At 56.4% G+C, this 22,670-nt stretch carries 19 protein-coding genes and 1 pseudogene; 14 read left to right on the top strand and 6 right to left on the bottom strand.

The genetic code is table 11. The features are described from left to right. Nucleotides 1-499: 499 nt before the first annotated feature. The gene (locus tag AC3I0A_RS09185) at nt 500-1,204 is read right to left on the bottom strand and encodes an NlpC/P60 family protein (RefSeq protein ID WP_489377383.1); all 705 of its coding nucleotides are present in this window, start codon (nt 1,202-1,204) and stop codon (nt 500-502) included. A 677-nt stretch (nt 1,205-1,881) separates the two neighbouring features. Between AC3I0A_RS09185 and AC3I0A_RS09180 the strand changes: the two genes are divergently transcribed. From AC3I0A_RS09180 to AC3I0A_RS09170, 3 genes are all read left to right on the top strand, one after another. Beyond that, the gene (locus tag AC3I0A_RS09180; protein WP_489377381.1) at nt 1,882-2,370 is read left to right on the top strand and encodes a hypothetical protein; all 489 of its coding nucleotides are present in this window, start codon (nt 1,882-1,884) and stop codon (nt 2,368-2,370) included. Nucleotides 2,371-2,450: 80 nt separating this feature from the next. Beyond that, a complete protein-coding gene (locus tag AC3I0A_RS09175; RefSeq protein WP_489377380.1) occupies nt 2,451-3,437 on the top strand; it encodes a hypothetical protein in 987 nt (328 codons plus the stop codon). A 1,377-nt stretch (nt 3,438-4,814) separates the two neighbouring features. Further along, nucleotides 4,815-5,558, top strand: a complete 744-nt coding sequence (locus AC3I0A_RS09170) for a hypothetical protein (RefSeq protein WP_489377378.1) — start codon at nt 4,815-4,817, stop codon at nt 5,556-5,558. 280 nt (nt 5,559-5,838) lie between these two features. Here AC3I0A_RS09170 and AC3I0A_RS09165 read toward each other — a convergent pair whose 3' ends face one another. Beyond that, entirely contained in the window at nt 5,839-6,069 is a 231-nt protein-coding gene (locus tag AC3I0A_RS09165; protein WP_489377377.1) for a hypothetical protein, read from the bottom strand. A gap of 254 nt (nt 6,070-6,323) precedes the next feature. Here AC3I0A_RS09165 and AC3I0A_RS09160 point away from each other — a divergent pair, with 254 nt between their 5' ends. The 5 genes and pseudogenes from AC3I0A_RS09160 to AC3I0A_RS09140 all read left to right on the top strand — a co-directional run bounded on the left by AC3I0A_RS09160 (nt 6,324) and on the right by AC3I0A_RS09140 (nt 10,521). Then, nucleotides 6,324-6,974, top strand: coding sequence for a hypothetical protein (locus tag AC3I0A_RS09160; RefSeq protein WP_489377375.1), 651 nt, complete (start codon nt 6,324-6,326; stop codon nt 6,972-6,974). A 271-nt stretch (nt 6,975-7,245) separates the two neighbouring features. Beyond that, nucleotides 7,246-7,809 (top strand): hypothetical protein, encoded by a 564-nt coding sequence (locus tag AC3I0A_RS09155; RefSeq protein ID WP_489377374.1) that lies wholly within the window; start codon nt 7,246-7,248, stop codon nt 7,807-7,809. A 37-nt stretch (nt 7,810-7,846) separates the two neighbouring features. Then, nucleotides 7,847-8,869, top strand: coding sequence for a methylamine utilization protein MauJ (gene mauJ / locus AC3I0A_RS09150; protein WP_489377373.1), 1,023 nt, complete (start codon nt 7,847-7,849; stop codon nt 8,867-8,869). Nucleotides 8,870-8,986: 117 nt separating this feature from the next. Continuing rightward, a pseudogene (locus AC3I0A_RS09145) lies at nt 8,987-9,710 on the top strand (IS4 family transposase); the annotation flags it as partial. Nucleotides 9,711-9,894: 184 nt separating this feature from the next. Continuing rightward, the gene (locus tag AC3I0A_RS09140) at nt 9,895-10,521 is read left to right on the top strand and encodes a hypothetical protein (RefSeq protein ID WP_489377372.1); all 627 of its coding nucleotides are present in this window, start codon (nt 9,895-9,897) and stop codon (nt 10,519-10,521) included. Between the two features lie 366 nt (nt 10,522-10,887). Here the strand turns inward: AC3I0A_RS09140 and AC3I0A_RS09135 are convergent, their stop codons facing one another. The 4 genes from AC3I0A_RS09135 to AC3I0A_RS09120 form a co-directional block, all read right to left on the bottom strand. After that, nucleotides 10,888-11,271, bottom strand: coding sequence for a VOC family protein (locus tag AC3I0A_RS09135; protein ID WP_489377371.1), 384 nt, complete (start codon nt 11,269-11,271; stop codon nt 10,888-10,890). A gap of 90 nt (nt 11,272-11,361) precedes the next feature. Next, nucleotides 11,362-12,480, bottom strand: a complete 1,119-nt coding sequence (locus AC3I0A_RS09130) for an S-(hydroxymethyl)glutathione dehydrogenase/class III alcohol dehydrogenase (protein ID WP_489377369.1) — start codon at nt 12,478-12,480, stop codon at nt 11,362-11,364. Nucleotides 12,481-12,588: 108 nt separating this feature from the next. After that, on the bottom strand, nt 12,589-13,557 hold the full coding sequence (locus tag AC3I0A_RS09125) for an ABC transporter substrate-binding protein (protein ID WP_489377368.1): 969 nt from the start codon (nt 13,555-13,557) through the stop codon (nt 12,589-12,591). Nucleotides 13,558-13,711: 154 nt separating this feature from the next. Continuing rightward, nucleotides 13,712-14,551: a HalD/BesD family halogenase gene (locus tag AC3I0A_RS09120; protein WP_489377367.1), complete on the bottom strand. Its 840-nt coding sequence runs from the start codon at nt 14,549-14,551 to the stop codon at nt 13,712-13,714. A gap of 109 nt (nt 14,552-14,660) precedes the next feature. Here AC3I0A_RS09120 and AC3I0A_RS09115 point away from each other — a divergent pair, with 109 nt between their 5' ends. The 6 genes from AC3I0A_RS09115 to AC3I0A_RS09090 all read left to right on the top strand — a co-directional run bounded on the left by AC3I0A_RS09115 (nt 14,661) and on the right by AC3I0A_RS09090 (nt 22,664). Further along, the gene (locus AC3I0A_RS09115; protein WP_489377366.1) at nt 14,661-15,572 is read left to right on the top strand and encodes a LysR family transcriptional regulator; all 912 of its coding nucleotides are present in this window, start codon (nt 14,661-14,663) and stop codon (nt 15,570-15,572) included. Between the two features lie 1,003 nt (nt 15,573-16,575). Next, entirely contained in the window at nt 16,576-17,277 is a 702-nt protein-coding gene (locus AC3I0A_RS09110) for an AfsR/SARP family transcriptional regulator (RefSeq protein WP_489377365.1), read from the top strand. 231 nt (nt 17,278-17,508) lie between these two features. Next, a complete protein-coding gene (locus tag AC3I0A_RS09105) occupies nt 17,509-19,911 on the top strand; it encodes a hypothetical protein (protein WP_489377364.1) in 2,403 nt (800 codons plus the stop codon). Further along, entirely contained in the window at nt 19,908-21,173 is a 1,266-nt protein-coding gene (locus AC3I0A_RS09100) for a hypothetical protein (protein ID WP_489377363.1), read from the top strand. The genes AC3I0A_RS09105 and AC3I0A_RS09100 overlap by 4 nt, the downstream gene beginning before the upstream one ends. Nucleotides 21,174-21,192: 19 nt before the next feature. Further along, nucleotides 21,193-21,525 (top strand): hypothetical protein, encoded by a 333-nt coding sequence (locus AC3I0A_RS09095; protein ID WP_489377362.1) that lies wholly within the window; start codon nt 21,193-21,195, stop codon nt 21,523-21,525. Further along, nucleotides 21,522-22,664 carry a hypothetical protein gene (locus AC3I0A_RS09090; RefSeq protein ID WP_489377361.1) on the top strand — a complete coding sequence of 381 codons (1,143 nt, stop codon included), beginning with the start codon at nt 21,522-21,524 and terminating at the stop codon, nt 22,662-22,664. The genes AC3I0A_RS09095 and AC3I0A_RS09090 overlap by 4 nt, the downstream gene beginning before the upstream one ends. Nucleotides 22,665-22,670: the final 6 nt, after the last annotated feature.

Raw genomic sequence — 22,670 nt, 5'->3', positions numbered from 1 at the left:
AGGGAAAAGCTAGTTTTGCTGTATCGGAGGTGAGTGCTGGAGGTGAGTGGCTGGAAGCCCCGGATTTAAAGGGCTCCAGACATTCACCTCCTAACCTCGGTAAAGGGTGAATGGTCGAAGGGATGAATGCCTTGCGGTTTAAGGGGTGAGTGGAAGAGGTGAGTGCAAGGGGTGAATGCCTGAAGGCCCCGGATTTAAAGGGCTCCAGCCATTTCACCTTTGGAAATTGTTAAGGGGAGACTGTCAAAAAGCCAGAGTCGACCCGGATCCGCGCATTGTGACAGGCAGCTAACGATCCTGGCTGTGAGAAAACCCATGCACCTTTTTGAAGTCTGCGCTCCTACAAATTTCAGGTCTGGCTGACTAACCAAACACCTACAGATTTTACGTAGCAACGCAGACTTCAAAACAGCGCTTGCGTTTTCACACAGCCTGGACCGATTTCTGCCGGTCGCGACCGACCGAAATCGACCCAAAGGTGACGGTGGGTCTGTGAAAACTAGGCCTCATTATTAGAAAGATCTTGCGCTCGGTTCATTTTGACTACTGCCTGCCCTCCACCGAGCGATGCTGCTGTCCTGGGCCATCGTGCTTTGACAAAACGGTCTTTACTAACCCAAGTAAAGCAAACCTTGTCGGATTGGTTACCACCTAAAATTCGGAAGGCAGTTTCATCTTCGCCGGTGTAGAGACCCACATGTCCCAAACCGCTGGTCTTCGATTTTCGCCAAAACACCATGATCGCTCCGAGACGCGGCTCGATGGGGTCGCCAAATTTTTCCCACTGACGTGCCCCTAAGGGATTGGACGGTAATATCTCATCGACCATTGTCGCAGCAATGCAATGACCTACGAATAGGCCACACCAAGGCACTTCGTCCCCGGAATAATGTATATCCAGATCGTCTGCCCAGTTTAAAATGACTGGATTGTTACGATTACCTAACACCTCCTTGGTGGCAAGGAGCTGTTGTGCTTCCGTCAACCAAGGAAGCAGCGGTCCGCCGGGCAGGGGTTTATTTTCGCCAAACAACGCTATTGTTGTATTGGGACCTACGATTCCATCCACCTCCAGTCCCATCTTTTTTTGGAATTCCTTGGTCGCTGCGATGGTTCTGCGTCCCCAGATACCGTCTACTTCTCCCGGCAAAAAACCTTTCGCAATCAACGCGTTCTGAATTTCTTTAATTCGTTCGCTGGCCATATGCACCTCCTCAATTGTGCTGGAAATTTTGACGATCAATCATAAAATTTGAAACAGTCTACCTGTCCAGTTTGTCGGTGGAATAAAGTAGGAAAGTAGGAAAGTAGGAGGGTCGTTTCACCGTAGACTACTAGAAAGCGGCTTTTGAAGATTAGCTCAGGTCTGGAGAAAGATTTTTCATGATGATTAAATTTTTCGAATGCCTCTGGTTCCCTGGGGGCGTTACTCAGTCTCGTGCGTTAGCTGACTTAATATCGCTGCGGGCTTACTGCTAACGCTTGGAGTAATGAATTCGCGATATAGATATAGTGTAGTTAGTTCGAATAGCTATTTGCGTGCCAGGTATTATCAGTGAGTCTGCTCGTGGTGCGAGATAGCATCGAAACCCGTGACGGTGTTAAGTTTTCGCTACATACAACGAGGCAACTCGTTGCCTCTCTTGATGATCCTCACCTGTGAACGTGACCACTGGTCGCCGCAGTATGAGCTAACTTGCTTCCTTGAGCGCAGCAGACTAATAGTATTAGTGGCCTCCTGCGGAGGCTCGAGCATACAACGGCGATTTTTTTGATATTGCTGAAGCTGCAAGATGCACAATTTATTTATGGCTAGTCCGCAGCGTCACATTCCAAAGGGCGATGTAAATTCGAAGCTGTTTAGGAAAGGAGCAAGCATCCGTGGACTTCGAAGATCCCATCATTAAGCGCATTGCTCAATGTCTTCTCGTTGCGCTAATGTTGGTGCTTTTTTACGTGGCGGGACTTTGTGCGTGGCTAATTTTTGACTGGGATGGGCAATCCAACAACTCTGAGCACCTCGTACGAGCAATACAAATTCTCCCGAGTTTAACCGGGCAGAAAACAGGAGATGTCCAAAACCTTGGAGCCATTTTGATCTCTTCGCTGCCAGTAATGGTTGCACCTATTTGCTTCACTACGATTAATGATAAACGCCGTCTTAATCTCTTTGGTGGCGTAATGATTTGCGTGATGTTGATTACTCTGATGCTTTCTGCAATCGGATACATGGGAATCGATCTTAACTGGAAAAGCGGGCATACGCTTGGCCAGGATGGGTTAACACATGCCCAGCAGTGGGCCCGAACCGTGCTAACCGCGTGCGTGTTTTACATAGCTGCCCTATTAGGGTTAAAGGTCCAATCATGAAACGTCGGTCTATCACGATGTACGCATCGGCATTGTTGTGGGCCCTTATTTTAGTCGACGCGCAGGCTTGGGAGTTGCGAGTGAGTTCCGTACTTCAACCCAGGAACTCCGAGGGTCAACCGCCAAAACCAAATGTATCGCCAGAAGGTATTAAACTTGAACCGGTGAAAGACAGGGTATGGGACTATGTCCCCCAAGGCCCGGCCACTTTGCTTGGAAGTACAGTAGTGGCGCTCGATAGCCTGCCAAGCGGGTATTCCAGCGAGCAACTCTTGGTCAGATTGCCCTTGGGGCGCAACAAACCTCTACAAGTTTCGATCTACGGCGTGAAGCCTCAGGATACTGCTCGGCGGGTGTTTGAAATTTATAGCACTAACGTCACTGATGGGAGTTTAAGTAGCGACGACTTGTTCCGCCTGTATCAAGAGTTAGCCGCACTATCAAAGCAAAGGTTAGATGAAATTCAGAGCATGCCAAGAGGGATTTATGTTCTCGATGCAAAGATATTTTTCAAGTTTCTTGAGGTTGCACGTGAACTTGGTCGCGGTAATTTCATAGGAATTAGCGATAGTGCTAGACAAGTGCAGATGTACATGCGTGATCAGAATAACAGCGTAGAGGGGCGATCTGCGATCACGAAGGGCTTGGGCTCAAATGGCACCACTATGGTAGGCCAGCTAATCCAACAGATCGATTTTGTTGATGTTGACCAACTTAGTTTGGTTTGGGATTACCTGAAGACGACTCCGCCAAGTTTTTCCGACGAATCATGTGCAATATATTTTGCCTTCGTGAACACTTTTAATGAGCACGATGACAGGCTTGTGGAAAGGTGGAATAGCACCCCTGGCTACAAAGTAGTCACATTAGCGTACGAGGCCGCGAGTACGTGTGCAACGATTGCAAAGGACAAGGCGCAACGGTCTAATTCTCCGGTCATTGACGTTGCTGTAACTTTAGATCAACTCGTTAAAGACGCCGCGAGCAAACCTTATGCAAACGCTCGGATTAAGAAGGCTATATCCAATATTGAAGGCTCATCCAGTTTTATGCAAAATATGCAATAGTCTTTGTTGGACTTGAAGCAGAATACCAATGGCACTATCGAACTCAATGTACGGACAGGAAGTCAATTCGGTGCAAAGCATACCTGGCCGCGTCAGGTTCTGTTACTTTCGTCTCTACGGCCAAACTTAGGTTCACTTCGGCTTCAGTTGGAATTGCAGGATTTCGAAAAGCAGCACTCATCGAATGTAGGTTCGAGTGACCAAGAGCTTCCGTTTCTGGCCGATTTCTGCCTGTCACCAAGGGCTGCAATCGACCAAAAGCTGACGGTGGCGACAGGCAGAAATCGGCCAAAAGCCGCCGGTGGATGGAATGATGGCAAATGAGTAGCTATGCTTGGTCTGATGCCGGAATTGATCGAGCAGAATGGGCTTTCCGTCCATGGTACATAACCCACCTTGAGCGGTTCACCCGACTGTCACAATGCCCCGCCTAGTCAGGGGGGAGACGAGAGGACAAGGAATGTTATCCACCAAGCCGGTGAAAGCGTTATCGCAGCATTTAGTGTCTATTTATAATTGTACGCCAATCTAAATTATAATTATCTGGAGCGCCATTATGCGGATGCGATATTTTTCTTCTTTTTTTCCTCTGCTGTTAGCGCTTGATGGTTGCAGCGTCGGAATAATAACTGCAACTCGGACACTACAGGAGCAGCCATTTTCAACTATGTATTTAGCTGGCGACGTAACTCAAGCGACCCGTTGTGTGGGTAAATATTGGCAAGCTGAGGCCACACGAATGGGGCCTTTTTGGGAGGTTTCAACTATGTCATATCAAGTAACTGTTACCGGAAATCACGGCGCTGGCAACCCGCCAATTGGCTTAGTTATTGAGTTCACCGACACATCCGAGGGTACTAGAGCATCAGCGCATGTGCATCCCGGTTACCCCTCTGATGATCCTAGGCGCAAAGTAACTATTGCCGCTCTAGATGCATGCAAAAAAAGATAGCACGCTCAATATTTATAATTAATATATGACGCATAAAAAACGGTTCAAGTCCGTTCGCTTCGCTCACTCGGGACGCCCGCAAGCTACACTCGTGGTCGCCCCTTAACCAAACGTTAGGCCATTGGTGAAAGCATGAATTTTCTGATGCTGACCATAGCAGGAGTCGTGAGCGCAGCAGCTTTTCTGTCGCTGTGTGTCTACATTTTTCTAGCAGTTCGGGGAAAGAGCATAACCCTGTACTCGGTTGGACTGATTGAAAGTGTCGTCAGGAACTGCAATGGGCTTAATGTCATGGTTCTCCAGCTCGGCGTCGTTCTGTCTTCTGGCAATACACGCTTTGACGGCACCGTGAGAGCCATACAGGAAAAATTTCATCAGATCCTACCGAGTCTGATCTCACCAATTCATTGATAAAGGGAGTACGCATGGGAAGCACGAAAGAATGGATGATGGATCAAGAACATGAACGCATTATTCAGTGGATGCGGGAAAGCTACAACATTGATGAAAACGTGGATATTGATGAGGATTATCCCGGATACGAAGGCATGGCTGCTGTGTATCAGCACGAACAAGAAAGGGAAGAGTACGAAGCCCATATGAAATGGTTCGAAGAGCATCCGTTCCTTGAAACCTATAGTGTATTCACAGAAAACCTTAAGTCTTTGAAAATGATGGTCAGTCAAAGAACCAGTCCCTTTGATGACAAGACCATCCATAAAATGGTTTATGCTCATGGAGTTACCTTATTCGAAGCAATGGTAGGAGATATAATAAAATCCGCTGTACTGACGTTTCCGCACCTGATGAATAATTTTGTAAAAAAACTGTCTGAGGACAAAAACTTAAAATACACAATTAAAGAGATTTCTGAATACGGGATAAATGGGATAGTAATAAACATCCTTAACACGCTTACCTACCACAACCCTATTGTAGTAAAAAATTACATCAATCTCGTTACGGGAAAAGTCCTGCCAGATATCCACATGGCCAACATGAAAAGGGTTATCGAAATGCGGCATGACTTTGTTCATCGTAACGGCAAAACAGTAATGGGCGAATATCTAAGTATAGATACTCCCATGGTAATAGAGAGCATTGAGGTCATCGAAAAATTCGCGGAGGACGTATTTGATACTTTATCGAAAGCTATGAACGAGGAATGAACACTAGCTATAATATGGATGATGGTAAAACCCAATTTCTCCGTTGATTTCGAGGATTATCCTGAGAAGCGGGCTTTCTTGTTTAGCGTCATCTGCAATGCCAATAGTTCTGAACTGAACCGCCTTGTCGATTTGGTGATTTTAACAGTGATAGGGCAACAGGCCTCGAAACCTCGAGTATTGGTCGATCAATCCAACCGTCAGGACTGGGGCTCCGTGGCCGATACTGTTGACTGTCCGCCTCAGGTCGATCGCTGCCTTTGCCGCTCCTGGGGTTCGCTCAATGCAACCGAAGTGAAGACCCCCCGAGGGCTTGACGCTGATACTCGTGAACAGCAGTGAACAGCGCTTCCGCTTCGAGACGCAGCTTTTCCACTTCTTCCTCAGGCTGCGTCTCTTGCGCTTCTTGGTACCTGCGTAAAGCCTGCATCGCCAGCTCCATCAGCGGCTCGCCTGCCTTCATCTTTTCGCCCAGATTCTGGTCTTCCCTGCTATCCCTATCCTTGCTCATCGAATCCACCGCTTCCGATTACTTTGCCAGCGCAGTATAGGCGTCCTTACGCTACTACCGGCATCCTCCCGAGCGGAACTGCACTGTCTTCCGAAAATGACCGGCTGAGGTCGGCCACAACCTGACATTCGCATATTCGACAGGCTCAGTTCCCCCATAAAAATAAGTTCCCAAACACGAAATATTGCACCTAAACTGGCACGTACTATCTGTGCGTTACGTGGAATCGTTATGTTTGTAAAAACAAACAGCACGTGGACATCGAAGCGCGAATGCTGCGGCATACATTGCGTTTGAGCCAAGAGGTGCCTATGGACCCAGGACCATGGAACTGGTTGGAGGTTGCGAAGCTCACTGCTAGCCTATTGGTACCGAGTGCCTTGGCTGTTTTCGGCGTCTATGTCCATCGCGTAACGAAGCGATTCGAAAATCTCCAGTGGCGCAGTCAAAAACTGATTGAGAAGCGGCTTGCCATCTATGATGATTTGGCCCCTCAGTTTAATGATCTCCTTTGCTACTACACATACGTAGGTGGTTGGCGGGACCTCCCCCCACCCAACGTGGTTGCAATGAAGCGCGTCGTCGACAAGAAGATCTACCTTGCAGCCCCCTTGTTCAGCGAAGAGTTCTTTGCCTCCTGCATCGAATTTCAAAGCCTTTGCTTTGAAACGTATACCGGCTGGGGCCGCGACACCTGCCTTCGTACACAGTTCGAACGTCGCAGACAAAGTTGGCTCAAAGACTGGAATCCCGATTGGGAGAGTTGCTTTAGCAAAGAAGTAGTTGATCCGGCCCTTGTACGCAAATCGCATCAACGCGTTATGAAAGCGTTTTCGCAAGATATTGGTGTGCACTCATCCTTTGTCGTTCCGATGTCGGGCACTGTCCCGTTGAATGTGCGGTAGCTGTAGGCTACCGCTCATGTCAAATGTTGAATGTTTCGGAGCCAGTTGACTGTCGCCTTCGGGTCGATTTCGGTCACTCGCGACTGGCAACGATCGGCCAGAAGCGGCCAATGTCAGCAGCGTTGTTTGATTTGCCGCCTATACTGATCTAGCAGCTAGGGCTTGCCGTCCATGTCGTGTTTCTCCTCGAACAGTGTCGCGCTCGCAGTGACCGCCTTCAGGCAAAACATGGACTTACAGGCTCCAATAAACCGGCCACGGGGAGTACCGTTTGTTCAATCTGATCGTAAAGGGCAACGCATGGGCCGATGGTCGTGACACCATGTTTGGTGGCCGCATCTTCGAGTACACCGAACAATCCTTAATCGACCGATTCAAGCCAGATGCTCAACTGGACCTCGCAACCATCTCCACCCTGCCTACGCTCTTCGTCCAAGAGACGTTTGGACAAGGAGACCAAGTTGCACGAGTCGGAACTATCGTGCGAGCAAGGATGTCGGGGCGGGATGTTGTGCTCGAGTATGTTTACGATCCGGGAATTCCACCTATTCCGAACCGGCTGCTACAGACCTTTGCAGCTGAACTTGATATCGACGATTTCCAGTTCCAGCGAACGCATTGGTCGATCAAAGATATAGATCTCTTTCGAGCCCTGCTCCGCAACATGCAGCCCCGCCGAAACCGACCTACTGTTTTTCAGGTAGCCGATCCGGAAGCCATCGAGTCAGCATTGTTATCTGCAATGATGCCGTTCCACCCGGGTTTTAATGCGGTCTACGAGACGCTTCAAGCGGGTAGACGAGAGAACAAGGAATGTTATCCACCAAGCCCGTGAAGGCGTTATCACCCCTATTTAGAGTTAGGTTGCTTGTATGCCCGACCACCGCTTCCTGTTGGATTTCGAAGTCGAGACGCACGGTTGCCTAGCGGATGGCCACGACTGCATACAAACTGTTGGTTTCGATGGCGTAGTTGAGATCCACGTCGCCAATCTGAGCGTCAAGCCCGGTACGGACCGCCCCCTGCTGTCCGTGCAAGTCATTCAGGCTGCAGATGACCTTGAGCATGCGAAGGAAAAAGGAACTGCCAACCTCAAAAGGTACCTACAGTACCTCGCCTTCGCGACTAATCTTCCCTTTCGTATTCACAAGATCATTCGAGTTATTGACTGGACGCTAGGCCTAAAGCAGAGAGACTGCCACCAGTTTGAGCGATTCCCAGGGTCTGAGCTACCGTATCCCGTGTTGGAGAGGCCAATCTTTGAATCGCTGGAGCGTTTAACTGCCGTACCAACAACACCAGCGCTTGATCGGGCGCTTAAATGGTTCTCAGCGGGAGTTGGCGCCGAGTACACGGATGATCAGTTCCAGTATTTCTGGCTCGTCATCGAACTCGTGGCGCAGTTCGATAAGCCAACCGATCGAGTTCACGACACATGCCCTCGCTGCAAAGGCAACCTCTTCTGTGAGGCGTGCAATGAATACGCAACACATCGTCCTTATCCGAAGCAGGCAATCCGCCACCTACTTGAACGTACGATGAATGCTGGAGCTGTCGAGTTCTTCGACTTGACCAGCGACATTCGGAACGCAATCATGCATGGCGAGGACGTTGCGCTGATTGAGAAAAACCATGGGGTGGAACTAGCTAGCGTCGTAAATACATTAGGTGGGGTTGCATGGACAGCGCTGCTAAACACCTTCATCCGGCGCCCAGAAGATCGAGAAAAACTTAAGGATTTAGCTCTCCTTCAGACGAACATGTATGTGGGGCAAGTGCTTACACTTAAAGCGCATTTGCTGGTCTATTCGAATGACCCTAACAACCCAAAGCTTGCAGAGATGGCTAGGCCAACCATCTCGCTCGTACACAATGACGATCCGAAAGCAACCTAACCACTTGGGCAACCGGACGCCGGTTACCTCAAACGTTATGCCCTTTAGGGAAACTCTGAAAAAGACTTCCATCTCTGGTGAAATACCCACCTCACACGAATCGAACGGTTGAGCCCCGACGCCATCCCCAACCATTCGGTGACGCTGCTGGACAAAGGATTGCTGATTTGTTGTTGAGTATCCAAAACGCGGCGGAAAATCGGCATTGGATGATCCTGGAGCGTAAGGGTACGGTCCGCACGGAGCTTGCGCGCTACGGCGATGGTGACTCCTGGTACAGATGAAGGTCTCGCCGCAGGCACGGAAAAAGAACCCACTATTGCCTGAGCACTGGCAAGTGCGGGCCGTAACCTACGAAGTCGAGGGGAAAGAAAAGACCGTCTTCACTTCACTGCCCGCCTCACAATTCAGTGCCGAACAGGTCGCCACCCGTTATCACGAACGATGGGAAATCGAGCTGGGCTTCAGGGATATCAAAAGCTCTATGCAAGACAATGCCTTGACCCTTCGAAGTAAGACAGTTGATCTGGTGTATCAAGAATTATGGGGACTGCTACTGGCTTATATCGTGGTCCGCCGAGAAGCCAGTCAGGCTGCCGTTGCGCATAAGCGGGCGCCCAGCGAGGTGAGTTTCAAGTTTGCCTGTCAGCACATCGCCAGCCATCTAGTGGTCATGGCTGGAGCGGTGTCGCCTTCGCACACACCAAGACGCCTGGAAGAGCTTCGCGGCAGTATCGGCGTGCTCTTCATAACAAAACGCCCCAGGCCAGCGAGGCCCAGGGCGGTGAAGATGTCAAAAACCCGGTATCCAGTGAATCGCAATGCTGCACCGCTTAAGTGAACAGCATTGCCCGCCCCGGCGGGGATTTTTCTTGCTCATGGACAACACCTGGACCTACTATCGGGGCCGGCACTCGGTAGGTGCCTGCCGTCCACACTGGCAAAGCCTCGGCACTATCGTGACTGTTGCACCAGCCCTTACGGGTTCTCGTAGTGGACGCCAGGCCCAGCCTCCGGAGGCTGAGATGCACTACCCTACCTTCGCTGACATTCAGCGCGCCAAACTTCACGCCAAGAAACTCAAGTCCGTCCATCCTGAACTGTCGCACGCGCAGCGCCTGGACAAGGCTGCCACCGAGCTGTTCCGTGTTCGCGACTACCACGAACTCAACCGCCGCTTCGATCGGGTGATCAACGAGCATGTGGACACCCCGGGAGGGGCCAACAGCATCAGTCACTGTCGCTATTGCGACTACAAGTTCGCCGCCGATGTTAAAGGCGACCGGCAGTTACACCGGGAGCGCCACGAGTGCTTCATGGAGGCTGTCGAGCTGCTCGGCTACCGCCCTGGCAATCACGTCGAGCGCGAGCGGATGAAAAGCGACGGCTATGACCAGAACAGCAGCGGGCCTACTGGTGAAGACCGGCTGCAAGGTGCCCTGATGGTCGCCCGGGGATGGTTTGAGCGGTCGCTGCACAATGCTATCCACGACCGCTATTGGGCAAAGCATCCGGACTTTGACACCTACGTGGCGATGATCGGCCAGCTCATGGCTGAGACGTTCCCCGAGCAAGCGGAGGCCTTGGGCGAGATCTATGGTCACCGGCCAGGTGAGATCGCCGTGGATGAAACGCGCTGGTACCCGAGCTGATCTGGGGCGTGGTTGCCCGGCTTGTGCCGGGCGTACCCACATGAGCTGCCGTTTCCAGCACCGACATCAGGGCCGGGAAAGCAAGTTTTTGACCACCGCCTACGGCGGTTTGCCGATGCTGCCGGTCACGACCGGCAGCAGTCGGCCATTAACTGCCTCTCGCGAAAGGCAGCTATATAGATCGGTTGTTGCCAGTCGCAACAGGCGGCTATCGACCAACTGCGGCTGATGGTAGCGAAAGGCTACCGACCGGCCGCCTGTTACACGACTCCTGAAACATGGTGTCACTGGCATCTTCTGAAAATGACCAAAACCTCATGTTGGATTGACCGGCTCACAGGAGTGAATGCGCAGCTTGAATGAAGCTTACGCAGCCTTGAAGCAGTACACGGCCAGCTTGTTACCGTCCAGGTCCCGCGCATAAGCCGCATAGGCGTTAGGGGCCCAACCTCGCGGGCCCGGTGCACCTTCGTCGGTGCCACCGCAGGCCAGGGCTGCCGCGTGGAAGGCATCGATAGCGGCGCGATCCGGTGCTTCGAAGCTGATGGTGACACCGTTACCGACGCTGGCCGGAGCACCGTTCGTCGGCTTCAGGACGAAGAAGGACGGGGCATTCTCACCCCAGATCGAGCCATTATCTTCCAGATCAGCGATGCGTTTCTGGCCGAGTGTGCCGAGCACATTGTCGTAGAAACTGCGGGCCTTTTGCAGATCGTTGGTACCGACGGTGACGTGAGTGAAGATGCTCATTTTGATGCTCTCTTTATAAAGACACAGTGAGTGGATATTGCAGTTGGCCCGTGCGCGAGACGTCAGACGCTCAACGCCAGGACGATTCAATCAGCGATCGAAATGGATAACGGTGCGTATGCTCTTGCCTTCATGCATCAACTCGAAGGCCTTGTTGATGTCCTCAAGCCCCATGGTGTGGGTGATGAAGGTGTCGAGCGGTATTTCACCGGCCTGGGTCTTCTCGACATAAGTGGGCAGTTCGCTGCGGCCTTTAACACCGCCAAATGCCGAGCCGCGCCAGACCCGACCGGTCACCAGCTGGAACGGTCGGGTACTGATTTCCTGGCCCGCGCCGGCAACTCCGATAATCACCGACTCACCCCAACCTTTGTGGCAACACTCCAGGGCCGCGCGCATGAGATGGACGTTGCCAATGCATTCGAAGGAGTAGTCGACACCGCCCCCGGTCATCTCGACGATCACGTCCTGGATCGGTCTGTCGTAATCGTTGGGGTTGATGAAGTCGGTAGCGCCCAGTTGCCTGGCGATTTCGAACTTGGCCGGGTTGATATCGATCGCAATGATGCGACCGGCCTTGGCCATGGTGGCGCCAATAATGGCGGCCAGGCCGATGCCGCCCAGACCGAAGATCGCCACGCTGGCGCCCTCTTCCACTTTTGCCGTGTTGAGCACCGCACCAATGCCGGTGGTCACACCGCAACCGAGCAGGCAGACCTTTTCCAGTGGCGCATCCTTGGGGATTTTGGCCAGGGAAATTTCGGGTAGCACGGTGTATTCGGAAAAGGTCGACGTGCCCATGTAGTGGAACAGGGGCTGGCCATTATAGGAGAAACGACTGGTGCCGTCTGGCATCAATCCCTTGCCCTGGGTTGCACGAATTTTCTGGCAGAGATTGGTCTTCCCGGACTTACAGTATTTGCAGTCTCCGCATTCCGGGGTGTAGAGCGGGATCACATGATCGCCCACTGCAAGTGAGGTCACCCCCTCGCCCACCGCTTCGACAATACCGCCACCTTCGTGGCCAAGAATGACGGGGAAGATCCCTTCCGGATCGGCGCCGGACAAGGTAAACGCATCGGTATGGCACACGCCTGTCGCAACAATGCGCACCAGCACCTCACCGGCTTGCGGCGGCGCCACATCGATTTCGACAATTTGCAGAGGCTGGTTCGCCGCGAAGGCGACGGCCGCTCGTGATTTGATCATGGTCATGATTCCCGGAGGCAAAGAGAAGCCTCCACTTTGTAGAAAGGGTAAAGAGGTTGTGTTCAGAGGGGCGTTACAGAAGGCAGGCGTCCTTGCCCTGGAGGCCGGTTAGAGCGATGCCTCGATCTTTTTTGCTACGCCTTCATCCACCCAGGCATGCCAAACTTCCGGGTGTTCCTTGAGGAACATCCTGGCCAGCTTCGGCGACTCGATGCGTTCCCGGGTCATCCTGGCCAGATTCTGATTCAGCAGATCGATGGGAATGTTGATCTTCTCCAATACTGCGACCAGCTCGGGCGCCTGTTCATGAAACGCCTTGGAGAGCCCGACCATGGTGATGACGTCTTTGTTGGCCCCAGTCTTTTCTTCCAGTCTTATCGCATCGATCTGTCCCATCAACGGGGTCGGTGACCAGTAGTAGAACAGTACCGGTTCACCGCGTTTATAGCTGGACAGGACCGCTGCATCCAATGCCGCACCAGTGCCTGGACGGAAGTTGATGAAGGTGCTTTCAAGACCGTATTCTTTCAGCATCTCGGTATTGTCCTGTTCGCAGATCCAGCCAGCGGGACAGTTGTAGAAGCGGCCTTTGGACGGCTCCTCCGAGTCTTTGAAAACGCCCGGGTACTTGCTCAGGTCGGCGACTGTCTTGAGGTCCGGTGCTTGCGCCGGTCTATTGCGTTTTGCGTCCCCCTCCACGACATAGCGCGGCACATACCAGCCTTGAGTCGCACCGACGATCGGAGCGCCAACCCCGACGACCTTCCCGGCTGCCGCAGCCTTCTTCCAGACTTCGCTGCGCTCCATCCACTCTTCGCCAAACACTTGAATGTCGTTGCCGGCCAGCGCGGTCTCAAGAATGATGGTGTTACCCACCAACTGATCCGTTGCGCAGCCGTAGCCTTCCTTGAGCACGATCATCATGATGTCGGTGAGGAGCATCCCGCTCTCCCAGTTCAACCCGGCAAATTTCACCGGCTTGCCCGATTCACACCATCCCGAAGCCTGGCTTGAAGCACTACCAACGAGCAAGCCGAGGGTAAGTAACGAGGCCAGCAAACTCTTCCTGTTTTTCATGATCAGACGCTCCGAATCGTTATTATTGGGGGCAGCGAACTGTTGTGTGCGACACAGGAACAAACGAGCCCATCTGATTCAGCATGGACAGGTACGCGCGCAAACACGTGAGGCAAAGGCGTGAATCAATTGCTTTTATTGTTATGGGCGAAACTCAGACTGCCGGGTCAACGGAGGTACGCCCGTAAAACAATTGCCGGGCATAGGCACTGAACTCGACATTGGGCTGGTCCACGTACGCAAACACCGCGTTGAGCCTCAGCCTGTCCCCTTCCACCGGCGTGACCCGGTGCAATGAATAGCGGCCACGGAACAATGTCAGGGTGCCAGGCACTTGAGGCAGAACCTCTATCTGCTGAGTTTGCGGGTCATCGAGGAATTCCCTGACGGCGTCATAACAATCGTCGTTTTCATTGCGCAGCATGCGCACGTACTCAAAATCCCCGCCAGCGTTCGCCGCCTGAAGGGACAGCGTGACGCTGAAGTCGGAACGATCAAAGTGCCATCCCAACTCCTGTCCAGCCGTGAAGCCCTGCAAGTTAAGGGCGGCCAGTGGGTCGGCATGACGATAGAGCGTGTCCAGGTCCAGGACATCCTTGATGAAAGCAAGGACTTCGTCCGATCCGTAGATCTGCCGGATCAAATGGTCGGCGGGAATATCGGCATAAGCCACGGTGTCTTTTGCAGTGTTCATCAAGCGTCGTAGCGGATGTTCCGGGTCAACGCTTTCGTCCTGAGGTTTGAAATAAACCGTGTGGTTTTCCCGAAAATGAAACATGCGCGAGTGCAGTGCAAGTGTCTGTTGCGCCATCGCGACAACCGATGAATCACGAACAAAACCCGGAAAGATCGCTACACCCTCTTGTCCCAGCAAAGACTGACTGTGCGTGACCAGTTCGAGATAAGCGGGGCTGGTGCGATCGGTAATGGGGTAACGCTCGAGATCAATGATATCGCTCAGGGTTAGCGCAGGTGTGAAAGGCAGGGTAGTCATTATTGTTGGTCTCCGGTGGCTCTGCTGGATTCAGATTGCATCGGCACCAAAAACAAGTCACGCTCATAATTTTACGCAGTTTTGTGAATTATTTTCAGGTCGCACGACAATGAGACTGACGCTGGATCATCTGGTGATGTTGCAAACCCTGGCGGAAGTCGATTCGATAACCGCGGTGGCCGAGCGTTTATGGCTGACCCCTTCAGCCGTCAGTCACCGCATACGCGAAGCGGAGCGGCGGCTGGGTGTGAGCCTGACGGAACGATCAGGTGGAAAATTACGACTCAGCCCTGCCGGGGTGCGCCTAGAGCGAGCCGCCAAAGACATCATCGCCACACTCAATGAAGCCGAGTCCGAAGCTCGGTCCATGGCCGGTGGCGTCACAGCGTTTGTCCGTATGGGTGTCACCTCCTACGGCCCGTTTCGCTGGATTCCAAAATTCATCAAGCACTACTCGAGTCTTCGGCCCGACATCGAAATCACACTGGTGACCGTGCCCCGTAACGACGTTTACGCGAGCCTGATGCAAGGTCGGCTTGATGTGTCCATCATCGATGACGGCATGGTGCCCAGTGGCGTAGCAAAACTGCCGCTTTTTCGGGACGACCTGATTGCGATCATGGCGACCGATCATCCTCTTGCAAGCAGGAAAAATATCTACGCGGAGGACTTCAAGACTTACAACCTGGTGACGTATTCAACCGATCGCGCCAGTGGCTGGGAATATGACCGGTTTTTCGCTCCCGCCAGCATCCTGCCGCGCCGCATGATCACGGTGGAGTTGATCGAAGCCATCGTTGAACTGGTTCGGTCAGGATACGGAATCAGCATATTGCAACGGGATCTGGTGACCCCCAGCCTTGAGCGTGGGGAGCTTGCGTGGGCCGCCCTGAATGACGGCCTCGACATCGCCTGGAACGCCATTGTCCGCCCCTCGGAACGAGAGGACAGTGAGGTCAACAAAATGGTTACAGAGCTTGATACCTGGATTAAAAATGCAGGAAAACCTGAATACAGCTAATCCTTGGTTAGCGCGTGAAAATGGTTTCTTTGGGTCGATTACAGTCTTTCGCGACAGGCAGTAACCGGCCAAAAGCAGCCCCTCAAATGCACGTCGAACGACGCTTGCCATTCCCATCACCAGCGCCGGCAACGCCACGCCACGCCACGCCACGCCGACCAGTGGTACCTGTCCACGATAATCCCTGCAATCAACGGACCATCCGGGCAGAGCTCCTTGATGATCTAGCGGACACGACAGCCTATCTCTGGAGCCTCCGAAAAACGTCGGTGCACGGCCGCAACTGCAGGTGCTGCAGGATTGATTCCCCCTGCTTGAGTAACTTGCTCCAGCTCGCCTTGTGCGGTTTTTTGTTTGGCGGAGTACGCTGCCGCACCTCTTAAAAAATCCCGCTCCCTGGTCATTCGAGCCAGTTCGCGCTTGAGGCAGGCTATCTCTTCGTCCCGCGGATTGCCGGTGCCAGCGAACACCTTTCGGTGTATTTCACCAGATTCGGAAAGTCTTCTTCAGAGTTTTCCTAGAAAAGCGCAAAAACTGACGGTGATAGCGCTGTGAAAAACTGACTTGGTAGGTCGATGTGGAGTCCGACAAGTCTGACCAGCACCAGCGCGCACGTGACTCTCAGCATCATTGTCTTGCGGGCTGCTAACCGACCGTATCTATACCCACGTCAGCAAAGGAGGGTGCCTCAAGAACGCTCGCGTGACCACCAGAGAAAATGGGGAAGAGAGAGGCGGCAGTGGGGGTGAAAATTGAGGGTGGAACGGGGTGGCGCTCGCGAGGACAGGCCGGTAACCCGCGCCAACACCGCGGAGAACGGGCGGATGGAAACCAATCTAGAGCGGTTGGTTTTTTGAATAGTGGTAGCCGCAGAAAATCTGGTCTATAACCCATGCACACTTGGGTGATTGGCCGTGCTACATAGCGCCGTACGTATTCGTTCAAGCAAAGCCGAGCTTTGTGAGGCAGACAATTTACTCTGCCGCTCCGTCGAGTCGAAGGGATGGAAGACCTCCACGACAACGTCAAACGCAGGATCGCGATCGTCGGACGCCTCGGTGTGTACCCGATGATGCGGCTCTCATTACCTGGCCGCCGCCTCCTGGCATATCTGGCGCTCCGCAAGCTACCCACCGTACGTGGGTCGGCCGCGGCCCAACTTTGGCCAGACGTGTCGGACGACGTAGGACGCGCGAACCTTCGCCGTGCGTTATGGCACGTGCCGCGTGGCTGGGTGGTGACGATGGGCGATGAGCTGGTACTCGATGCAGAATGCGACCTAGAAGAGGCGCACCGCAGCGCGGCGCGTGCGCTGGCCGGCGAGCCCCTGTCGCTCGATGAGATCGCGCTGCTGTCCAACGACATCCTTCCCGGATGGTACGAGGAATGGGTGCTGCCGGAGCAAGACGCGTTCCACATGCTGCGTGTACATGCGCTGGAGGCGGCCTGCCGCACAATGGCATCATCGGGCCAGTACGGACTAGCCGTCCAGGCGGGCACTGCCGCCGTCGCCGCCGAACCGCTGTGCGAGTCCGCGGCCGAAGCGCTGATCGACGCGCATCTCGCGCAGCACAACCGCTACCAGGCGGTGCAGTGCTACCGCATGCTCGCGCAACGGCTCGCCCATGAGCTGGGCGTCGAGCCAGATCCCGCGCTGGCTGCGCATGTTGGCGTGATCGACCACGCCAAACGACGCCCGGGCTGAGCGCTCTCGCCTTTTCACCGCTCTGACATCGTGTCGACGCCGCATCGGCCTGCGCCTGGATGTAACGTGGACGAAACGCGGACGCATGCCCGACGCCGGGCAGTCAGAAGCATCTTGCCCTGGCAACGAAGCGACGACCCGGCTGCGATGCTGGCTTGATGCTACGGCGTACATCCGTGGACGGGACCCATGGTGTACTGCCGCCATGAGCCACCAACGTGGAGTCGTGACATGACGATCGTCCTGGAAGCACCCGAGCGCGAATGGAGCGTTCAGTCCGAGCAGAACCCCTTTGCCGAGGTGATGGCCGAAGCCGAGGTCGCCTCGGCCACGGTCGATCGCGTCGCCTCCTTCAGCGAGAGTTCGACGCCATTCGCCGAAACCGCAGGCGGCACGCTGTCCGAAACCGAATCCGATCGCCTGCTCGCACAGGCATTCGCCGAGCTGCGCGACGAAGCGTTCGACGAAGCGATCGCCTTCCTCACGGAAGAGACCGAGCAGGCCGTCGCCGACCGCTTCACCGACGAGTCGCCCTCCTCGGGCGCCGAACGCGAGCGTTACGCCGATTCCCAGCTGTCCGGGGTCCGGTTCGAGGCGCAGCAATACCTGGAATCACTCGAAGCGGGCCTCACCGGCCAGGACATCGAGTCGCTGACCGACGAGCAGCTCGACGAGATGCTCGAGCGCCTCGACCCGCAGTCCGGCGAACTGACACCGGCCGGCGAGGAGTTCATCGGCGCGCTGGTGCGCAAGGCAAAGAAGGTGGTCAAGTTCGTCGCCAACACAGCCAAGACCGTGGGCAAGACCGTTGGCAAGGTCGCCGGTGCGGTGCTCGGACCGATACTGAGGAAGCTGCGCGGGCTCATCAATCCATTGCTCAGGCGCGTGCTGTCGATCGCGATCGGCCGGCTCCCAGCCCCGTTGCAACCGGCCGCGCGGACGTTGGCGGCACGCATCACATCCGAGGCGTCGGAAGACGAAGGCATCATCTACGAAGGCGCGATATCGCCCGCTAACTTGACCGATGTCGACGCGCTGGCAGAGTCCTTCGACGCCGCGCTCGCCGAAGCGATGACCGGCGACACGGCCGACGAATTCGTCGGCGAATCGTACGAGGACCGCGACCGCGAAGCAGGCGTGGAAGGCCGTGAGCTCGAGCGCCTTGCCGAAGCCCGTGGCGTGCTCATCGACCGGCTGCGCACGGCCGGCGACGAAGAGGACCTGGCGCCTGCCGTGGAGCAGTTCGTGCCGGCGCTGCTGGGCGCGCTGCGCGTGGGCATCAACCTGGTCGGACGCCCCAAGGTCGTGCGCTTCCTCGCGGGTTACCTCGGGCAGCTGATCAAGCGCTGGGTCGGACCCAGCCTGTCGGGCCCGCTCTCCAACGCGATCGTCGACACCGGCCTGCGCCTAGTTGCACTGGAAGCTGAGGGCGACGCCAGCGAAGCGCGCACCGACGAGGCCGGCCCGATCGCACTGGCCAGTGTCGTCGAAGACACCGTGCGGCGTCTCGCAGAGAACGAGGAGTATGTCCTCGAGAACGAGGACCTGATGCAGCTCGCCGCTGCTGATGCATTCGGTGAAGCCGTAGCCAGCCATTTCCCGCAGCACTTCGTGCGCCCCGACCTGCATCAGGCGCCCTCCATCGGCGGCACTTTCGTCGCGCGTCGCCCGCGAAGCGTACGCACATACCGCAAGTACAGCCGCACGCCGGAGGTGGAACTCACCGCGCAGATCGCGGATGCGCTGCCGACGTTCGGCGGCTCGACAGTGGGTGCCGTACTGCGCGCCGCCGGCGCGACGTTCCCGATCCGCGCACGCATGCACATTTACCAGTCCGCCACCGGCACCGCATTGCCGCGCATGGTCCGCATGGATCGCGCCAACGGCAGTGGGCGCGGTCGTGCCGCGTCGTCGCAAGTGCATCCGTTGACGCCAGGAGCTGCCGGACTACTGCTGCGCGAACCGAAACTGGGTGTCGCGGTGGCGCCGGCCTTCCTGCGTTCGCGCAACCGCATCGCGGTCGGGCAGCGCTTCTACCTGCTCGAACCCTTTGGCGCGGCGGCTGCACTCGCGCTGTCCGGCGTCGCGGGCGCAGCTGCCGCGCGACTGGTGCCGAGCCGCGCATGGACGGTTGTCAACTTGCGCCGTTCGAAGATCACGGTCGGGCTGTATCTGTCTGAAGCCGATGCGCAGACTGCCGCGGAAGGCATCCGCCAGGGCCGCGGCAGCGCTGCGCTGCTGCAGGCGCTGACCACTGCATACAAGACGGCCTCACAACCCACCGCCGCGGCACCAAACGGGCACCTGCGCGTCGTGCGCGAGGACAGCGAGGATCACGAAGAGCTCGCCCCAGCCGGTCCCGCGCTTGCGCCCGGGATCGCCGCATCGCTGCGCCGGCGGCTCGATGCCTGGGTGCTGCCCGCGCTCGCGACATGGGTGCGCAACAACGGCGAAGCGTTCGCGCGTGCCGCCGCGCACCCGGATGCCGGCGTGACCGTCCGCGTCCGTCTGACATCGGTGCCAGGGCTGGATGCGCTGGCCAGCGGCGTCGCGACTGCAGCGGCCGCGACGAATGCACTGCGCGGCACGCCGACGATCTCCATCAGCGTCACGTCGGGCAGACGCCGGAAATGAACAACGTCGCGCCACTGGACAACGCCCTCATCGTCGCCGACCTGGAGCGACAGGTCGCGCATTGGCTGGCGGCCTCGCGCACGTTCCGCGACGCCGAGGAGTTCGCGTCGCTGGCGGCATGGAAGTCGGTCGAGCGCGAGATCGGCGCCCCCCTCCGCAAGCAGTTGCACGCCACCGTCGAAGAACTCATCGCACTGGGCGATGCCACGAAGGCGTTGATCGCGAAGGCGCGCCAGGACCCTGCGTTGATCGCCCAGGCCGCGACCGCCGTGCAGCGCTTCCGTCGTCGCTACGTACAGGTCGACACGACGCTCGACTTCCTCGGCGATGCGGTCAATTCGCGCACCAGTCCTCTACTGTGCGCGGCGCTGTCGACGCTGGACCGACTGGCCGTGGCGAGCATGGCACCGATACTGCAACGCGCCAACAGGCCCGTACCGCGCGCGCTGGTTTACCAGGACAAGGGCACCGGCGCATCGATCCTGCGCGCCGGCGTACGCCTGTGGGCACCGGGCACGATCATGCCCGTCGCGGCGATCAAGATCGTGCGCCACAACCTCTACCGCCCGACGTCGCTCTTCCACGAGACCGGGCACCAGGTCGCGCACCTTACCGGCTGGGTGCCGTCGGTGCGCTCGTCGCTGGCGCGCGCGCTAGCCGACGATACGCAGCTGAAGGCGATGTGGATGCCGTGGGCGTCGGAGATCGCCGCCGACGTCTATGCCTTCCTGCTGACCGGCTACGCCTCGGTCGCCGCGCTTTACGACGTGGTGGGCGATGCGGAGACGATCCTGCGCTGGCCGATCGGCGACCCGCATCCGATCGGATGGCTGCGAACCGCGCTGGGCTGCGCGTTCTCAAAGCAATGCTTCGGCGCAAGCGGGCCGTGGGTGCATCTGCAGCGCGCGATGGAAGCGCGGTATCCGGCGACCGCCGCCGACGAGAGCGTGCAACCGCTGCTCGCGCGCTCGCTCGCCGCGATGCCGCGCATCGCGGCTGCGTGCCTTTCGGCGCCAGTGCCGGCGCTGCAGAACCGACCGATGACCGACGTCCTCGATCCGCAACGCGTGTCGCCGAAAGCTCTTGCGGAACTCGAAGCCAGTGCCGGCGCGGCGTTGTGGACCTCGCCACATTGGCGCCAGAGCGAGGGCATCCGCATCGTCGCGCTCGCAGGCCTGCGCGAGGCCGAGCATCCCGAAACCGCGTCGCTCTGGATCGATCGGGCGCGAACGTGGTTGACCACCCAAGTCAAAACAGCCTGATCGAAACGAGGTAATCACCATGGCAACCGATAACCAATCAGGCGCGAGCGGCCCCACGCTCGAGGCGCGCATCGCGGTACTGGAGGCGTTGTTCGTCCGTCTTGCGCAAGCCGGCGCGACGGAATGCATCCTCGAGAATGGGTTCAAGACCATCTCCGAGTGTCTGGAGAACATCGCCAACCAGATGACGCCGTTGCGCGCCCTGGGACCTGACGTGGTCAAGCACACGGACGAAGACGACAAGCGGATCCAGAAGCTCATCGCCGCACTGGTGTCGCCGGACCCGAAAGCGACACCCACCCCGCCGGTGGAACCCGACGCCGCCAGAGTTCAAATGAGGAGCATGTCATGATCCGCCAACTCGTCAAGGGCATCTTCACCCAAGGGCTTCCTGCTCAGCTACCGTGGCACCCAGCAGTTCCGTCGGGCGACATGGGCGCTGCAACAACAGCCGTCCTGACCGCCGATCCGCTCGATCTGACGCTCTACATCGAGCAGTTCTGGAACTCCTTCAGTCCTTCGGCCGGACCCGCACGTCGAAACCTGTGGGCGTCGGGGCGATTCAACACGATCGCCCCGCCCACGCCCATCGCCCTGCCCACCCCGGGCAACCCGGGTGTCCCGAGTTGGGACCACCTCGCCTACAGCTACGTGTTAGAGAACACCAGAGCAAGCCAGATTCTGCGTCGCGTGGTCCGCGAGTACCGCTCTGGTGAAGGCCTGGGCGTCCCTTCGCCTGAAACGCGGCGATGGCTCGAGGCCACTGAGGCGTTGTTGCATGGCGCGGGGAATATGATTCCACCCTGGCTCTCCACGAGCGCGGCCCGCCAGGATGCTGAGGCGGTTCGCCGCAATGCCTATTGGCGTCTGCTCGGAATGGATCTGGCCTTCGGCACCGAGGACAATCGACAGCCCGAGTATGTCAAGGCGACCGCAGCGAACACAGACTTCATCAGGTTGTTCGAAGAACTTCTGTACGAACTCTGGCGAGCGATTTCCAACATAAGGAACTTTGTGGCCGGCAACGAGACCGACCAGGACCGCATCTACCGCATTGCCGAGGAACTCCAGTACGTACTGAGATCTCGACGCCTGGGGGAAATGCTTGATCGCGAAGAACTGGCCGCCGCCACCGTCCTGGGCTGGATCGAGCTAACCCTGAGTAACGACAACTCTGTCGTCGTGGATCTCAAGGCACAATCCACATCGTCGGCCAATCGTTTGAAACTGATTGGTAACCGGGTCGGGCTTCCAGCGCACAGCAAGTCCGCTGCGCTGCTGTCCATGAGCGAGGACATCTCGATCCTGCTCCGGACGATCGAATCTGCGGTGATTACGCAAAGTACCGTCGCGACCTTGTATCAACCCGGCCCCATTGGAGAGGCCACGCGTCGTGTCATCACCGAATGGTCGGCGGCGACCGGCAAAGACCTCAAGGCGCGCGCCAAGCCCGTCGAGACGAACCGTCCGCGGCTCGTCGGCGTGCAGTGACGCAGC

It is taken from the genome of Pseudomonas sp. KH_024_B2, from assembly GCF_057839965.1.
The sequence above is the reverse complement of the archived record's forward strand: the minus strand, read 5'-3'. Positions and strand labels throughout refer to the sequence as shown.

What these genes read in the sequence shown, in the direction of transcription:
- AC3I0A_RS09105 (WP_489377364.1), top strand. Translation starts at nt 17,509, where the DNA reads ATGACGATCGTCCTGGAAGCACCCGAGCGCGAATGGAGCGTTCAGTCC.
- AC3I0A_RS09125 (WP_489377368.1), bottom strand. Translation starts at nt 13,557, where the DNA reads ATGAAAAACAGGAAGAGTTTGCTGGCCTCGTTACTTACCCTCGGCTTG.
- AC3I0A_RS09120 (WP_489377367.1), bottom strand. Translation starts at nt 14,551, where the DNA reads ATGACTACCCTGCCTTTCACACCTGCGCTAACCCTGAGCGATATCATT.
- AC3I0A_RS09115 (WP_489377366.1), top strand. Translation starts at nt 14,661, where the DNA reads ATGAGACTGACGCTGGATCATCTGGTGATGTTGCAAACCCTGGCGGAA.
- AC3I0A_RS09095 (WP_489377362.1), top strand. Translation starts at nt 21,193, where the DNA reads ATGGCAACCGATAACCAATCAGGCGCGAGCGGCCCCACGCTCGAGGCG.
- AC3I0A_RS09130 (WP_489377369.1), bottom strand. Translation starts at nt 12,480, where the DNA reads ATGATCAAATCACGAGCGGCCGTCGCCTTCGCGGCGAACCAGCCTCTG.
- AC3I0A_RS09140 (WP_489377372.1), top strand. Translation starts at nt 9,895, where the DNA reads ATGCACTACCCTACCTTCGCTGACATTCAGCGCGCCAAACTTCACGCC.
- AC3I0A_RS09135 (WP_489377371.1), bottom strand. Translation starts at nt 11,271, where the DNA reads ATGAGCATCTTCACTCACGTCACCGTCGGTACCAACGATCTGCAAAAG.
- AC3I0A_RS09100 (WP_489377363.1), top strand. Translation starts at nt 19,908, where the DNA reads ATGAACAACGTCGCGCCACTGGACAACGCCCTCATCGTCGCCGACCTG.
- AC3I0A_RS09110 (WP_489377365.1), top strand. Translation starts at nt 16,576, where the DNA reads ATGGAAGACCTCCACGACAACGTCAAACGCAGGATCGCGATCGTCGGA.
- AC3I0A_RS09165 (WP_489377377.1), bottom strand. Translation starts at nt 6,069, where the DNA reads ATGAGCAAGGATAGGGATAGCAGGGAAGACCAGAATCTGGGCGAAAAG.
- AC3I0A_RS09170 (WP_489377378.1), top strand. Translation starts at nt 4,815, where the DNA reads ATGGGAAGCACGAAAGAATGGATGATGGATCAAGAACATGAACGCATT.
- AC3I0A_RS09185 (WP_489377383.1), bottom strand. Translation starts at nt 1,204, where the DNA reads ATGGCCAGCGAACGAATTAAAGAAATTCAGAACGCGTTGATTGCGAAA.
- mauJ (WP_489377373.1), top strand. Translation starts at nt 7,847, where the DNA reads ATGCCCGACCACCGCTTCCTGTTGGATTTCGAAGTCGAGACGCACGGT.
- AC3I0A_RS09090 (WP_489377361.1), top strand. Translation starts at nt 21,522, where the DNA reads ATGATCCGCCAACTCGTCAAGGGCATCTTCACCCAAGGGCTTCCTGCT.